Genomic DNA, 14,749 nt, shown 5'->3' on the forward strand with positions numbered 1-14,749 from the left:
TAATTTGTTTATGATATTTACTTTTAGGGTATTTAAATAGTAAAAAGTATATAAATTTCTACTTTCATTACTATTTTCAACCCATATAAAATCTTTTTATCATATCAAAATTATTTTAATAGAGCTAAATAATCTTGTTTTTCTATGATTATTTTGTTTTTTAAATATCTTACATTTATAATAGTATCACTCAAAGGATAATTTTTCAATAATTTCTAATTATTTTTTTAACAATATTTACTACATTTTTTCCATTTTTTTGTCATTTTTTTTTAATTTAGAAGAAAAATCAGAATTTTTTAACTATATTTTGGATTATTAGTTTAAATTAGATTTTCCCATTAGATTTATAAATATTTCATCAAAAAAACTATCCCTGTATACGATTTATACAGGGATAGTTTTTTACAAACTTCTACTATAATTTACTATATTTTTTACCAATTCTTACAAACATCTACCCATTTTTCACAATTAGAAAACTTCTCCATTTCATCACAAGTAAGTTCTATTGCAGAATTACTACTTCCACATGCAGGAAACACTGTATTAAATCTTTTCATTGAGTCATCTAAATAAACTTTTAAAGGATTCTTTAAACCAAATGGGCAAACACCTCCAATAGCATGTCCAGTAAACTCTAGCACTTCTTCTGGTGTTAACATCTTTGCTTTACAACTAAATTCAGCCTTATATTTCTTATTATCAATCTTAGCATCTCCAGCTGTTACAATTAATATTGCATCATCACCTATCTTAAATGAAAGTGTCTTAGCTATCCTTGCTGGAATAACACCTGCTGCTTCAGCTGCAAGCTCTACAGTAGCACTAGATTGTTCAAACTCCAATATACTTTCTTCTCTTCCAAATCCTTTAAAATACTCTCTTACATTACTTATTGACATCAAATACCCCTCCTAATCTGAATGTTTATAAACCTCATATTATTCTTAATTATATATATGATTGGTTGATTTTTCAATTTTTAAAAATTATTCCATAATAGTAGAGTTCCATATATCATTATTTTTGCCAACTACTAAATATAAACCTTCTGCCATTGGAATATCGACAATGTATTCTCCCTTATATTCGACACTCATGCTAGACTGATTAAAGTATCTATAATCAAAACTTAACCCTTTTGGAATTATAAAGTCAACATAACCTTGATTATTTGGCTTTATTCCATATTTTAGAGTTTTTTCAGTTACAGAATTTTTTTCATTAGATAAATCTATATTTACATATGAAGAACATTTATTCATTCCTTTTTTATTTTCTACACAGTTTTCAAACTTCATTTTAGCACTTCTTAGCCTATAACTATATCTACTATTATTACTTATTTTAAATCTTACAATAGTACCAACATCTCTACTTCTCCTGCTATCAAAATCAAAACCAATTTCCTCTAAATGATTTATTTCATAATCTTTGACACTTACCATATCTCTATATACTAATTTATTTATAGCTATGAATAGTGTAAAAATCCCAAAAATAAAAAATGAAACCTTTATAAACTTATTCATTTCTAGTCTCCTTATATTTTGTGCTATTGTGCTATAATATTAATTTAAATTTTAATAATTAAACTTATTCTTTTTTGAAATCTTAATAGAAAAATACATCGATATTATAAAAATTATTATTGTTAAAAACGTAATGCTATACAGGTTTATGTATTTAGTATTAACCATATCAGTTACATAATTTGAAAGATATACTCCTCCAATTTTACTATAATTAAAATGCTTTACTTGATATACAACCATGCTAATCGTCTTTAAAAGACCCCCATATGCAAAGTAGATTAAAATACTTATTATTAGACTACAAACTTTCATTTTGCCATATCCAAATTTAAAAATTAAAGGAAGTAAAATCGCTAAAATTGCTAAGAATATATTTATAGAGAAAAATACATCATTTAAAACCATATTTCTGAAAAATACTAGTGATGTCAATTTGCTTATTAAAGACACAACTATTGTTACAGAAATTATTAAACCCACACCTAATAAATATTTTGAGTATACTATATCTTCTATACTAACTGGCATACTTCTTATAAAAATCCTTGAATCATTTTCATAATCACACTCAAATGTATTTATAAACATTAGATAACTCACAACAATACTTACTGTATAATATGAAATTGAATTAAGGAAAAAATAAAAAACAAAAAATAATACTATGTACTTTAAATTCCGTATACCATCTGAACTAATTCCTATTATTAAATCTTTCCTTATTAAATTAAACATTATTTCACCTCATTTACATAATAATACATTAGTTCTTCTATAGTAGGATTTTTGACCTTATGCTTATCAATTTCTACCAACAAACTTTTTATTTTCAAACTGTCTCCAACTTTAACAAGTGCCTCATTATAATATTTATATTCTTTTACCCCAACTATATTTTCTTTAATTTCTTCTAATTCTGCTTTATTTGCTCTAATTATTTTATATTCCTGTTCTATTAAATCTTTCTTAAGTGTAAAAATCTGATTTCCTTTGTTTATGAAAACAAGATAATCAGCAACTTTAATTAAATTATCAGTGTTATGAGTAGAAATTATTACACTGCTGTTTCCATTTTTTACGAAATCTTTTAAGTACTGCATTATTTCAGACCTTACAATTGGGTCTATTCCAGCAGTTGGCTCATCCAAAATCAATAATTTAGCATTATGACTAAGTGCATTTGACAACATAAGTTTCTCAGATTGACCTTTAGATAAATTCTTAATATGCATATTTTCTTCTATGTCAAATTTTTTAAGATATTCATCAAACCTTTCTCTATCAAAATCACTATAAAACAATGATACTATTCTTCTAAATTCTTTAACCTTTAAGTGTGGATAAAATTGTAAAGAATCATATACAAAACCAATATTGTTTTTAAAACTTATTGGAGAATCGTCAATAGTCTCATCACAAAGTTTAATTTCTCCTTCATCCGCATCAATAATTCCCATTATAATTTTTATTAAAGTCGTCTTTCCTGAGCCATTTGGACCTATAATGCCGACAATATCCCCTTCATTTAGCTTCAAGTTTATATCATTCAACTTGAATTTACCTAATTTTTTTGTGATATTCTTTACTTCAAACACATCTTCACCTCTTATGTATGTTTTTATACCCGCCTATACATATTTTAACACATTCACAACAAGCTAGGTCATTTATAAATTTATAAATTAAGAATTATAAAACTATGTTATAATACAAAGTATGAAGAGGTGAATATATGAAAAGAATTATAACTATAAATACAAACCAATTAAATAAGTCCCTTGAGACTAAAGAACTCTTAACTAGAAAACTTACCAATGCTGGTTTTGAAGTGTATTCAGATGTTTATCCAGATACAGAGCTCATTATATCAATTGGCGGTGATGGCTCTTTTTTAAGGACAGTTAGAGATTTCGATTTTCCTGAAATTCCTATAATGGGTATAAATACAGGACATCTAGGTTTTTTTCCTGATATTTTACCAGATAAAATCGATAACTTTATTGAAGCTTATCTAAAAAAAGATTATATTATTCAAGAAATGTCACTTCTTAATGCTGAAGTATACACAACTACTAGTGGCTCTAACATGCTTGCTGTAAATGAGGTTGTTATAAGGGGGGACAAGTCTAGGACTATACACCTAAATTTAAACCTTGATAATAGACACATACAAAATTTTAGTGGAGATGGTATGATTATTTCTACTTCCACAGGTTCAACAGCCTATAACTATTCTGCTGGAGGTAGTATTGTTGATATAAATCTTGAACTTATGCAGATTACACCTTTACACCCAATAAACACCAACGCATATAGGTGTTTTACATCAAGTATAATATGTTCAAATGAATCTATTATAAAAATTGCACCAGAATACAGATTTGAAGATTCAGTATTAATTGTAGTTGATGGAGTTGAACACAGATTTAGACAAATCGAAAATATAAAAGTTAGTATATCTGATGCAAAAATAAAATTACTTAGGATGTCAAATTATGAGTTTTGGCATAGAGTATCTGAAAAATTTTTATAGACTGCACTTAGGAGGATTTTAAATATGAAAATAGGAATAATGAGTGATACTCATGGTAGCTTGCTTTACTTTGAAAAAGCATTAAATGTATTATCTGATTGTGATATTCTCTTACATGGTGGAGATGTCCTATATCATGGACCTAGAAATGAGATTCCAGAAGGATACAATCCTAAAAAATTTATCGAAGTATTAAATAAGTTAGATAATATTATGATTGTAAAAGGAAACTGTGATGCAGATGTTGACCAGATGGTAATAGAACATCCTATTCAAAGTCCTTATGTCATGAGTCAATTTGGTGAAATTAGAATTATATTAAATCATGGCTATACAGAATCAGAAGAAGAAATTATTGACAAGGCAAAAAAAATGGGTGCTGACATATTGGTTTTAGGTCATACCCATATAAAGAAACTATATATGGATGATAATTTAATAGTTATAAATCCAGGAAGTACTTCTATTCCTAAAGATGGAAGCCACTCTGTAGCAATTATAGATATTATAAAAACTGATGATGAAGATGAACTTGAACTTGATATCAACTTAGTTGACATCAATACTGGAAATATAATAAATATTAACGAATAATAAACTTTCAATAAACTTTCAATAAAAATAAATCAAACTTAATTCTTTTAAATGAACAAAAAAAACAAGTAAACTCTGCTATTTATATCTTAATTAGAACTTTAAAGATAATATCCTAGACCTCTAATTAAATCTAACTTAGTTTACTTGTTTTTATTATATGTTGTTATTGATTTATCTATATTACTGTAATTCTAATGCTTCTGTATATGGTTTACTATTCTTACCTCCACCAACTTGCACAAATTTATCAGCCTTTACTTTTTTTATAAAACTTTTCTGTGCACTACTTAAACTTCCACTTGCAAGGATTACAGGTGATTTTGTCTTTGATGCTAATACTCCAGCAGCAAGCCCATCAACTAAATCAGCTTCTCTTCCACTTCCATCTTTTGCAAAATACATATTATTAACTTTACTTAATTTTCCATAAAATTTTTCTAAAACTTTGGCATTTGTATCTTTTCTATCTGTACCTGCTAGCCTTTCTGAATTGACTAATTGTCCCTCAAGGTTTTTACTTATACTATATTCTCCACCGATTATGTAAGTCTCATTTGAATTTTGTGTAATAAAACTCTTTGCTCCACTTCTTATACTATCTTTACTTGTATATATTATAGCCATATTATCACTTGCTGCTGGACTTGATATTGAGGTTGCATCTGCTAACCCATTGTATCCATTAACTACTGCTACTTTTGAAACACCTAAATCTCCTGTATCATCCAGTTGCTTAGTAAGAAGTAATGAAGTTTCTTCTCTATCTGCTCCACCAATTCTGCTTATTAACACTCCTATGTCCTCAAGATATTCTTTTACACTTGATGAAATAGCTCCTTCACTTCCGATTAAAATAACTTCTTCTGGATTAAGTCTTTTTATTTCATCTGTAACATTATCTGGTATACTATTTTTATTAGTAAGTAGTATTGGTGCATCCAGCTTGCTAGCTAAAGGAGTTGAAGCCAATGCATCTGGTAATGAATTTGAATTAACTAGAAATACTCTCTCTGAACCATTATTCCATCCACTTTGAGATATTTTTATGGCCGTATCAAATCTATCTTCACCAATTAATGTTTCTCCCTTTGGAGATTTTCTGTTTTTAAGATAATGATTCATACCTGTCTGTGTATTTTGATTTTTATCAGTGATGTCTGCATATACACAACTTGGCATCATAATTCCCACTACAAGTGCAAATGCTATTATTTTTTTAGATTTAATTTTCAATATAATTCCCCCTTTTTAATATTAATACTTATTGCTATCTGTACCTTTTATCGATACACACAATTAAAAATAATTATCCTTTATAAAACTAATTACAAAAATAGCTATATCATCTCAAATACAATACAAACTCATAATCAGTTTGACTTATAAAGAATGATATAGCTATTATAACTTTAAATGATTAGTTTTTAAATACTTTTAACTAAACTCTTTCAGCATATTTTTCAGCTATTCTTATAATTAATTGAGTAGCTTTCTCCATAGAACTAACTGGTATACATTCATTTTTACCATGGAAGTTTAATCCTCCAGTAAATATATTTGGACAAGGTAATCCATTAAAAGATAATCTTGCTCCATCAGTTCCTCCTCTTACAGGAACTAGACGTGGCTTTATACCTAATTCCTCCATAGCATCTTTAGCTATATCAACTATAAACATAACTGGTTCAATTTTTTCTTTCATATTATAATAAGAATCTTTTAAGTCTAATTCTACTCTATTGTCATATTTCTTATTTATTCTTGCTATATTTTCTATCATAATAGACTTTCTCTGTTCAAACTTTTCTCTACAATGGTCTCTAATAATATAAGCCATACTTACATTTTCAACATTTCCACCTATAGAATTTAGATGCCAAAAACCTTCATATCCCTCTGTTGTTTCTGGTCTTTCATCTGCTGGAAACATTCCTGATATTTCAGCAGCTATATGTATAGCATTTACCATTTTATTTTTAGCTGACCCTGGATGAACATTTCTACCATGTATAGTAATAGTTGCATTTGCTGCATTGAAGTTTTCACATTCAAGCTCTCCAACTATTCCTCCATCTAAAGTATATGCATATTTTGCTCCAAATTTTTCAACATTAAATAAATCAGCACCTCTACCAATTTCTTCATCAGGTGTAAATCCTATTTTTATATCTCCATGTTTAATTTCTGGATGATTTATTAAGTATTCTATTGCAGTTACTATTTCAGCTATACCAGCTTTATCATCAGAACCAAGTAAAGTTGTTCCATCAGTAACTATTAAATCATCTCCCTTAAATTCTTCTAACTCTGGAGAATCACTTATATACGTAACAACATTTAATTCTTCATTTAAAACTATATCTTTTCCATCATAGTTTTGAATTATTCTTGGTTTAATATCTTTTCCACTAACATCTTCAATTGTATCTAAATGTGATATGAACCCTATAGTATCCACACCATCAGTGTTTCCCTTTAAAGTAGCCATTATATAACTATTTTCATCTAAACTTACATCATCAATACCCATTGATTTTAGCTCTTCAACTATATACTTAGCTAAAACTCTTTGACCTTCTGAAGATGGACAATTTTCACATTGAGAATTGGATGTTGTATCAAATGATACGTATTTTAAAAATCTTTCTACTACTTTTTGTTTCACGTATATACCCTCTTTCTTATACTATTAATGAAATTTTTTATTTATTAGTGAATAAATTTTTATTTTAAAAAAGCTCTAAGTTATTATAATTAAAAAATATCCACCTTCTTAAGTATATCATGCATACACACCAAACCCAAACAAAAAATTACGCCAATTATTCCTTTTACTTGGATTCCAATAAAAATTGCAGCAAGTGTAGCCAGTGGATTTAATCCAACATTTACAGATACTAGTTTAGGCTCTAGTATTTCTCTAATTAAAGATAAGATAAAAAATATTATAGTCATACTTATAGCTATAAAATAATTTTTTATAAGAAAATAGTAAACTATTACTGGAAGGTATATTGTTATAATACCTAGAAATGGAATTAAATCCATTAAAGCTCCCACAAATCCTACTATTAAACCATATTTTAATCCAAATAAAGCAAAACTTCCCCAAATTGCAAAAAATGTTATAGCCATAAGTATTGTATAAGCTCTTATATATCCAACAAGAGAAAGACCTGCTTCTTTTTTTACATTTTTTACTTTCTTTCTGACATCAGTAGTGAACATATTATAAAAATTATTTTCAATTTTATCTAAATCTTTTGCTATAAAATATGTAGCAATAAACAAAGTAATTATAAATATTATAATATATGGGATGGAAGTGGCTAATCCAAGAATACTTGTAAGAAGATTTTTTGTAATTTGCATCACTTCACCACTAAATTTATTTACTAACTGCTCTACATCAAAATTAGCTATTTCTTGAAATGTTTTCATGAAGTCGTTTACTTTATTTAAGAAATACATAATAGTATTACTTATATCTTCAGGATTAGCTGATACATTATTTAAAAATCCCATTAGTTCTTTTACTGAGTTTATTACTATTATTGTAGTAACTGTACTAACTATAGCAACCGCAAGAAAACTTAAAACCAACGTAGATACACCTTTATTTATGTGAAATTTATTTTCTAACTTTTGTGATATAGGATTAATCATAAGTGCTATTATACCACCTAAAAAAAATGGGGCTATGTATGGAAAAGCTTTATAAAGAAAAACAAATAACAATGTATATATACAAAAAAAGATGGTATTATTTTTTAATTTATATAAGAAATTATTTTCTAGTATGCTCATTTTAAAAATCTCCTTTCTTCTAATTTATATTTTTATTTTGTCCATTTCATACTAGTTTTATTTGAATATAAAATAAAAATAAGTGCATGCAATATAAAATTTAACTTTTACATTACATGCACTCATAATAAATTTAAGAACATTATTACATTATGTATATATTCTTATTTTTTTAATTCTATTTTTTTCTATGCTCTCTATACAAAATCTTATATTATCGACTTCAATTACTTCATTCTCTTCTGGCAATCTGCTCAAGTGTCCAATTATAAAGCCACCTATAGAATCAAATTCTTCAGATTCTAAGTTTACACCAATAAGTTCATTAACATCACCAATTTTAGTACTTCCATCTACAATATACTCATCTTCTTTTATAACTTGTATTTCATCTTCTTCCTCATCATATTCATCCTCTATATCACCAACAATTACTTCTACTAAATCTTCTATAGTTAGAAGACCAGATGTTCCACCATACTCATCTACAACTATGGCCATTTGGCTTTTTTCAAGTTTCATCTCTTCAAGAAGTTGTGTTATTTTTTTGAATTCATATGTGAAGAAAGGCTCTCTCATATAGTTTTTAATGTCAAATGATTCTATTTCCTCATCTGATAAAAATATAATGTCTTTTATATTAAGTATTCCTACAATATCATCTATAGTTTCTTCATACACAGGCATTCTACTCAATTTCTCAGTTTTAAATACCTGTATTATCTCATCATAACTATCTTCCATATCTATAGCTACCATATCTATTCTTTGTATCATTGCATTTTTAGCTTGCATATCTCCAAATTCAAATACATTGTTTATAATTTCTCTTTCTTCCATTTCAAGGACGCCTTCTTCATGGCTTACATTTACCATGGTTTTTAATTCTTCTTCAGTTATGAATGATTTGGCTCCTTTATTTGTTATACCGAATAATTTAAATATAACACTTGTGATTATGTTAAATATCCATACTATTGGTCTTAATATAAATATAATTACTTTTATAGGTTTGGATACTAATAGAGAAACCTTTTCTGAATTACTTGCTGCTATTGTCTTTGGAGTAATTTCACCAAATATTAATACTAACACTGTCATCACAGCTGTAGCAAGTGCCACTCCTTTTTCTCCCATTAATCCTATAAATAAAGATGTTGATATGGATGTTGCTGCTATATTTACGACGTTATTTCCAACCAATATAGAACTTAAAAGTTTATTTGGACTTTCTATTAATGAACTTACTAACTTAGCTCCTTTAACTCCTTCATCTTGCATATATCTGATTCTGATTTTACTCAATGACATTAAAGCCGTTTCAGATGCTGAGAAAAATGCAGACCCCATAAGTAATACTATTAAAAATATAATCTGAATCAAATTATTGGGCGATTCCAACACTTACCACACTCCTAATTACATGTTTTTATATTAATATTAATTATAAATAACTTTAATATTAGTTTTAATTATATCACAATTATATATTTTTTGGAAATATTAGATAATATATTCAATTAACATATGTTTTTAACTATATTCAATTTTTACTTGTGAACCTACTCCAGCCTCACTAGATGAAACTATTAACTTAACAGGAACTCTATTTTTAAGTTCCTCGACATGACTTATTATACCCACACTTAGATTATTACTATGCAATCTTTCCAATGATTCTATAACAATTTCTAAAAGTTCACTATCTAGTGAGCCAAAACCTTCATCTAAAAAGAAGAATTCTAGAGGTGCACTTCCCTTTAATTGTATCTGAGATGAAAGAGCAAGTGCTAGTGATAGAGAAGTTAAGAATGTTTCTCCACCAGATAGAGTATCAATACTTCTTCTTTCTCCTCCATTAAAATTATCTCTCATTACAAAATTCAGTGTCGAATCAATTTCAAGTGCATATCTTCCTTTTGTTATTCTTTCCAATCTTTTTGATGCTTCCAAAGCGATATATTTTAATTGGTTTGTAGAAACATATTCTACAAACTTGTTTCCTTGCACACATTTATCTAATTCCTCTAATAAATCTACCTGGTGTTCAACTACTTTAAGTTCTTTATTAAAATCATTTATCTTATCTAAAGAGTCTTTTAATGTTATTAGCTTATTTTGATTAGCTCCAATATCTTTTGATATATTACCTATCTCAACTTTTAGATTATAAATCTCGTCTTTTAATTGCTCAAAGTATTCCTTCTTTACAGTCCTACCATTTAATTTTTCTTTTGATGATTTTATTTTAAATGTCAATAATTTTTGTTCTTCTTCATATTCTAATATCTCTTCAATTAATTTTTTTATTTCATCGCCATCTAACAAAGCTCTTTTTACTGCATATATACTTTCAAATTTATTTTCTGCTAATAATCCATTTAATATTACTTTTTGTTCTTTATATTGTTCTCTAGCTGTTTTAAGTCTACCATCTATATTGTGTTTTTCAGCAATATTTTTTTCATACTCTAATCTTTGCTCTTCTAATTTTTTTCTACTTGATTCTTCTTGTTCTAATATCTTACATATATTTTCTTCAACATTATGTAAAAGATTTTTAGCCAAATCACCCTTAGTTATGTTAATAACTTCTTTATACTTATTTTCTCTATGCACTTTTTTTTCTACATATAATTCTCTAGCTCTTATTAACTCTATCTCTATCTCATGTAGTTTACTTTGATTTTCTCTTATTTTAAGGTCTAATGAATCTCTATTTTTTAATAATTTGGAGTATCCAGTGCTTAGTAATTCTAATTTTTTTTCATTTTCTCTTATTTCTTCTACCTTTGATGATAAATTAGAAACTTTAGTAATCGTCTTTAACCCTATATACTCCTGTTTTAGTTTTTTACATTTATTTTCTAGACTTTCTATCTCTGTATTTAAGTCTCTCGTTAATTTCTTATAGTTATTCAAGCTTTCTTTTATTTTTAGTTCTTCTTTTTCAACTTTATTCTTCTCTTCTTTAACTAATGTTATCTTATTTTCGGTATCTTCTTTCTCTTTCTCCCATTCTTGAATGTTAGATTTAAGCAAAGCAAGTTTTCTTTGTTCGTCATCAAGCTTTTTTAACAATTGACTAGATGGAATATCACCTAGTTTTCCTTTTACATCTTCCAATTCTTTAGTTTTCATTTTTTCTACAGATAAATATCCACTTACTTTAGCATTTAATTCCTCTATATTGCGTCTTATACTTAATTTTTCTTTTTCCTGTTTTTCTAGTTTTTCTTTGACAAAAGCTATATTCTCATCATATTTTGTTATATTATGGTTTTCATGATGTTTTGACCCACAAACTGGGCATGGCGTATTTTCTTTTAACTCACGTCTAAGCTCTGATGCTAAATTTAAATATTTTAACTCTTCTAGTTCTTTTTCTAAGTCTTCCCTATTTTTTCTATTATTTTCAAGCTTCTCATTTAGTAAATTTATTTCTCTTTCAGTATTAAACTTACTTTCTAGTACTATCTTTAATTCATCTTGTATATTATTCTTCTTAATTTCATTTTCTTTAGTATTGTTTGCTTTATTTCTTAATTCAGTTACATATTCAGATTTTAAAAGTAAATCTTCACTCTTACCAGGACATTTTCTAAGAAGAACATCTAAGTGAAGAGATAAATTTTCTAAATTACGTTTTGTATCATTTTTATCTTTATCGATATATCTGATTTTTAAATTTATGTCTTCTGTCTCTTTAAGTATTTCTTCTAGTTTATTTACTTTTTGATTCTTCTCTTCTAAGACTTTATTATAATCTTTCTCATATTCATATGCTAAAAATATCTTTTGTTTTAATTCAGCACCTATATTTACTTTATCGATTTTTCCTTCAACTTCTTTTATGGACTTAATTACTGCATCTTTTCTAGATTCAGCCTCTTGTTTTACTTTTTCTAATTCTACTTTATTCTTATTTAAATTAACACCATGTTCTTTTAACTCTTTTAACTCTTTATCTAATAAAACTAACTCCTCTTCTAATCTTATTGCCTGTTGCAACCTTATCTTTTCTTCACTTAATTTAGGAACCTCTTCATTTTTAATTCTACTTATTTTTTCATATCTATTTTTTATGACCTCAAGTTCCTGATTTAGTATCACTAATTTCTTTTCTAAATTACTTACAGTAAAGTTATCTTCATTTATTTTTTTTTCTAGATTTTGAACAGAGCCTATGTATGGGTCTACTTTTCTTGCATTATTATCATTTTCTACAACACTTGTCTTTTCTTTTATCTCATTGCTTTTTAAATTAAGTTCATCTTTTCTAATCTCATTTTTCTCTAGTTTTAATTGTTCTTCATATACTGCTTTACTCTCTTCATAAGATTTCTGAGCCAAATCCAAAGCTTTATTTTTCTCTTTTTCAGTTTGTTTTAATTCTATTAATTCTTGATTTATATTGTTGTATACTTCTTCTGTAACTCCATCATATTGGCTTAATTTTGATTTTAAATCTTTTAAATTTTGTAAATGTAGGTTTTTTCTCTTTTTTACTTTTTCTCCAAGACTTCTTCCATATTTCTCAAGATTGAAAATTCTCTCTAACATGTCTCTTCTATCTGCTCGTGACAATCTCAGAAACTCATTAAATTTATCTTGTGGCAAAACTACTGACCTAGTAAAATCATTAGCTGTTAGCCCTACAACTTGAGCTACCTTTTCATTTACTTCCACAACCTTATCAGCTAAGACATTTTTAGTATTGTCATTCAATATCTCTATTAATCTAGCATTAGAAGTCTTTGTTCCTGTTTTGCTTCTAGCAATAGTTCTATCTACAATATATCTTCTTCTAGTATTTTTACTTCCTATCTCAAATTCATATGATATAATTGCCTTATCACATACACTATTTATATATTCTTTTGTATTTCTGGAGATATTTCCATACATAGCAATGGTTATTGCATCTAAAATTGTAGATTTTCCACTTCCAGTAGTTCCAAATATCCCAAACAAACCTCTTTCAATTAGCTTTTCAAAGTCTATAACTTGTTTATCAATGTAACTATTAAGTCCTGTAACTTCTAACCTAATTGGTCTCATCTGCTGATTCACCCTCTTCACTTATTATATCTAGAAACAAATCCATAAGCTCCCCTTTTGGCTCCACACCTCTACTAAAAGAATAAAATTCTTTAAATAACTCTGCCATAGACTTTTCTTTTATATCTACACTTTCTTGTTCATAGCAAGATGTTATTATTGGTTTTATTTCTATTATGTCTTTTAATAATTCCTTCATTTTTTTTATTTCATTCTGTGATATTATCTCATCAGTATTTATTTCAAAGTATGACCAAATATCTCTATTTTGATTTTGCTCACATATCTCTAAAGCTTCTTCTATACCATTACATTTAAATACTTCTATAGGTTTATAATTATTAAAGTATACTTCCCCAATTACTGGTTTTTCACCAGCCTTTATATCCACTATATATGCACCTTTAGTATATGCTCTTTCATCTTTACTATATTGAAGTGGAGAACCTGAATAATATGCATTTAAACGTTCAGAAGCTTTTTGTTGTTTATGCAAATGACCTAATGCAGTGTATTGAGCTTTTTCTGGTAAGTCTTTTCTTTCAACTAAAAAACTTCCTCCTAGTTGTATTGGTCTTTCTGATTCAGTACTCTCTCCACCTATTACAAATATATGTGATACTGCTATATTTATAGTATCACTTCTAAAGTTTTCTTCTAGATTTTTAAATATATTGCCTACCTTTTCAGAATAAGTTTTTTGTTTTTCCAAATCATCTTCACTCGAAAAAACTTCATTCAATCTTTTTTCACTTGGATAAGGTAAGGTAGCAATTACAACACTTTCACCATTTATATTTAGTGTTGTGCATCCTTGTACTGCATCTGTTATTTCAAAGTTTCTATACTTAGCTTTTGTTGTAGCACTTGATGGATAACCAAATATAAGTATTCCCTGTTCATGTGCTAAAGGTGTTATTGCAGAAAGTCTCTCTGGATTATCATGATTTCCTGAAATTATTAATACACACCTTTGCCCATTATTAGCAAGTTTTGAAACAGTTTGATAAAACAGTTTTTCTGCTTGTGCAGGAGGATTAGAAGTATCATATATATCTCCAGCAATTACAACCATATCTATTTCATTTGATTCTACTATTTCTATAAATTCCTCACAAAACTTTGCTTGCTCTTCAATTCTAGAATGGCCCTCTAGGGATTTCCCTAGATGCCAATCTGATGTATGAATAAATCTCATTTTTTCCCCTTCCTC

General features: G+C 27.4%; 12 protein-coding genes. 2 read left to right on the forward strand and 10 right to left on the reverse strand.

Annotation, left to right across the window (positions count from 1 at the left end; genetic code table 11):
• Positions 1–437: 437 nt before the first annotated feature.
• The 4 genes from KGF38_RS06670 to KGF38_RS06685 all read right to left on the reverse strand — a co-directional run bounded on the left by KGF38_RS06670 (position 438) and on the right by KGF38_RS06685 (position 3,133).
• Complete coding sequence (locus tag KGF38_RS06670) at positions 438–905, reverse strand: YbaK/EbsC family protein (protein WP_074179585.1); 468 nt, start codon at positions 903–905, stop codon at positions 438–440.
• A gap of 87 nt (positions 906–992) precedes the next feature.
• Entirely contained in the window at positions 993–1,535 is a 543-nt protein-coding gene (locus tag KGF38_RS06675; RefSeq protein WP_074179584.1) for a hypothetical protein, read from the reverse strand.
• A gap of 51 nt (positions 1,536–1,586) precedes the next feature.
• The gene (locus KGF38_RS06680) at positions 1,587–2,273 is read right to left on the reverse strand and encodes an ABC-2 transporter permease (protein WP_054269600.1); all 687 of its coding nucleotides are present in this window, start codon (positions 2,271–2,273) and stop codon (positions 1,587–1,589) included.
• A complete protein-coding gene (locus tag KGF38_RS06685) occupies positions 2,273–3,133 on the reverse strand; it encodes an ABC transporter ATP-binding protein (RefSeq protein WP_074179583.1) in 861 nt (286 codons plus the stop codon). The genes KGF38_RS06680 and KGF38_RS06685 overlap by 1 nt, the downstream gene beginning before the upstream one ends.
• 137 nt (positions 3,134–3,270) lie before the next feature.
• Between KGF38_RS06685 and KGF38_RS06690 the strand changes: the two genes are divergently transcribed.
• Together KGF38_RS06690 and yfcE are read left to right on the forward strand one after the other, a co-directional pair.
• The gene (locus tag KGF38_RS06690) at positions 3,271–4,071 is read left to right on the forward strand and encodes an NAD(+)/NADH kinase (protein ID WP_054269598.1); all 801 of its coding nucleotides are present in this window, start codon (positions 3,271–3,273) and stop codon (positions 4,069–4,071) included.
• Between the two features lie 24 nt (positions 4,072–4,095).
• Complete coding sequence (gene yfcE, locus KGF38_RS06695) at positions 4,096–4,665, forward strand: phosphodiesterase (RefSeq protein ID WP_054269597.1); 570 nt, start codon at positions 4,096–4,098, stop codon at positions 4,663–4,665.
• 183 nt (positions 4,666–4,848) lie between these two features.
• On the opposite strand, the gene KGF38_RS06700 is transcribed toward yfcE, so the two are convergent.
• From KGF38_RS06700 to KGF38_RS06725, 6 genes are all read right to left on the reverse strand, one after another.
• The gene (locus KGF38_RS06700) at positions 4,849–5,901 is read right to left on the reverse strand and encodes a cell wall-binding repeat-containing protein (RefSeq protein ID WP_074179582.1); all 1,053 of its coding nucleotides are present in this window, start codon (positions 5,899–5,901) and stop codon (positions 4,849–4,851) included.
• Between the two features lie 205 nt (positions 5,902–6,106).
• The gene (gene pepT / locus KGF38_RS06705) at positions 6,107–7,333 is read right to left on the reverse strand and encodes a peptidase T (protein WP_074179581.1); all 1,227 of its coding nucleotides are present in this window, start codon (positions 7,331–7,333) and stop codon (positions 6,107–6,109) included.
• 89 nt (positions 7,334–7,422) lie between these two features.
• Positions 7,423–8,475, reverse strand: coding sequence for a sporulation integral membrane protein YtvI (gene ytvI, locus KGF38_RS06710; protein WP_054269594.1), 1,053 nt, complete (start codon positions 8,473–8,475; stop codon positions 7,423–7,425).
• A 150-nt stretch (positions 8,476–8,625) separates the two neighbouring features.
• The gene (locus KGF38_RS06715; RefSeq protein ID WP_054269593.1) at positions 8,626–9,879 is read right to left on the reverse strand and encodes an HlyC/CorC family transporter; all 1,254 of its coding nucleotides are present in this window, start codon (positions 9,877–9,879) and stop codon (positions 8,626–8,628) included.
• A gap of 129 nt (positions 9,880–10,008) precedes the next feature.
• A complete protein-coding gene (locus tag KGF38_RS06720) occupies positions 10,009–13,536 on the reverse strand; it encodes an AAA family ATPase (RefSeq protein ID WP_074179580.1) in 3,528 nt (1,175 codons plus the stop codon).
• Complete coding sequence (locus tag KGF38_RS06725) at positions 13,523–14,734, reverse strand: exonuclease SbcCD subunit D (RefSeq protein ID WP_054269957.1); 1,212 nt, start codon at positions 14,732–14,734, stop codon at positions 13,523–13,525. Before KGF38_RS06725 ends, KGF38_RS06720 begins: the two co-directional genes overlap by 14 nt.
• Between the last annotated feature and the right edge of the window lie 15 nt (positions 14,735–14,749).

Source organism: Clostridioides sp. ZZV14-6387, from assembly GCF_020657835.1.
Taxonomy (GTDB): domain Bacteria; phylum Bacillota; class Clostridia; order Peptostreptococcales; family Peptostreptococcaceae; genus Clostridioides; species Clostridioides difficile_A.

Excerpts from the sequence above, each read along its gene's own strand:
- KGF38_RS06670 (WP_074179585.1), bottom strand. The coding sequence starts at position 905 with ATGTCAATAAGTAATGTAAGAGAGTATTTTAAAGGATTTGGAAGAGAA.
- KGF38_RS06675 (WP_074179584.1), bottom strand. The coding sequence starts at position 1,535 with ATGAATAAGTTTATAAAGGTTTCATTTTTTATTTTTGGGATTTTTACA.
- KGF38_RS06680 (WP_054269600.1), bottom strand. The coding sequence starts at position 2,273 with ATGTTTAATTTAATAAGGAAAGATTTAATAATAGGAATTAGTTCAGAT.
- KGF38_RS06690 (WP_054269598.1), top strand. The coding sequence starts at position 3,271 with ATGAAAAGAATTATAACTATAAATACAAACCAATTAAATAAGTCCCTT.
- yfcE (WP_054269597.1), top strand. The coding sequence starts at position 4,096 with ATGAAAATAGGAATAATGAGTGATACTCATGGTAGCTTGCTTTACTTT.
- ytvI (WP_054269594.1), bottom strand. The coding sequence starts at position 8,475 with ATGAGCATACTAGAAAATAATTTCTTATATAAATTAAAAAATAATACC.
- KGF38_RS06720 (WP_074179580.1), bottom strand. The coding sequence starts at position 13,536 with ATGAGACCAATTAGGTTAGAAGTTACAGGACTTAATAGTTACATTGAT.
- KGF38_RS06725 (WP_054269957.1), bottom strand. The coding sequence starts at position 14,734 with ATGAGATTTATTCATACATCAGATTGGCATCTAGGGAAATCCCTAGAG.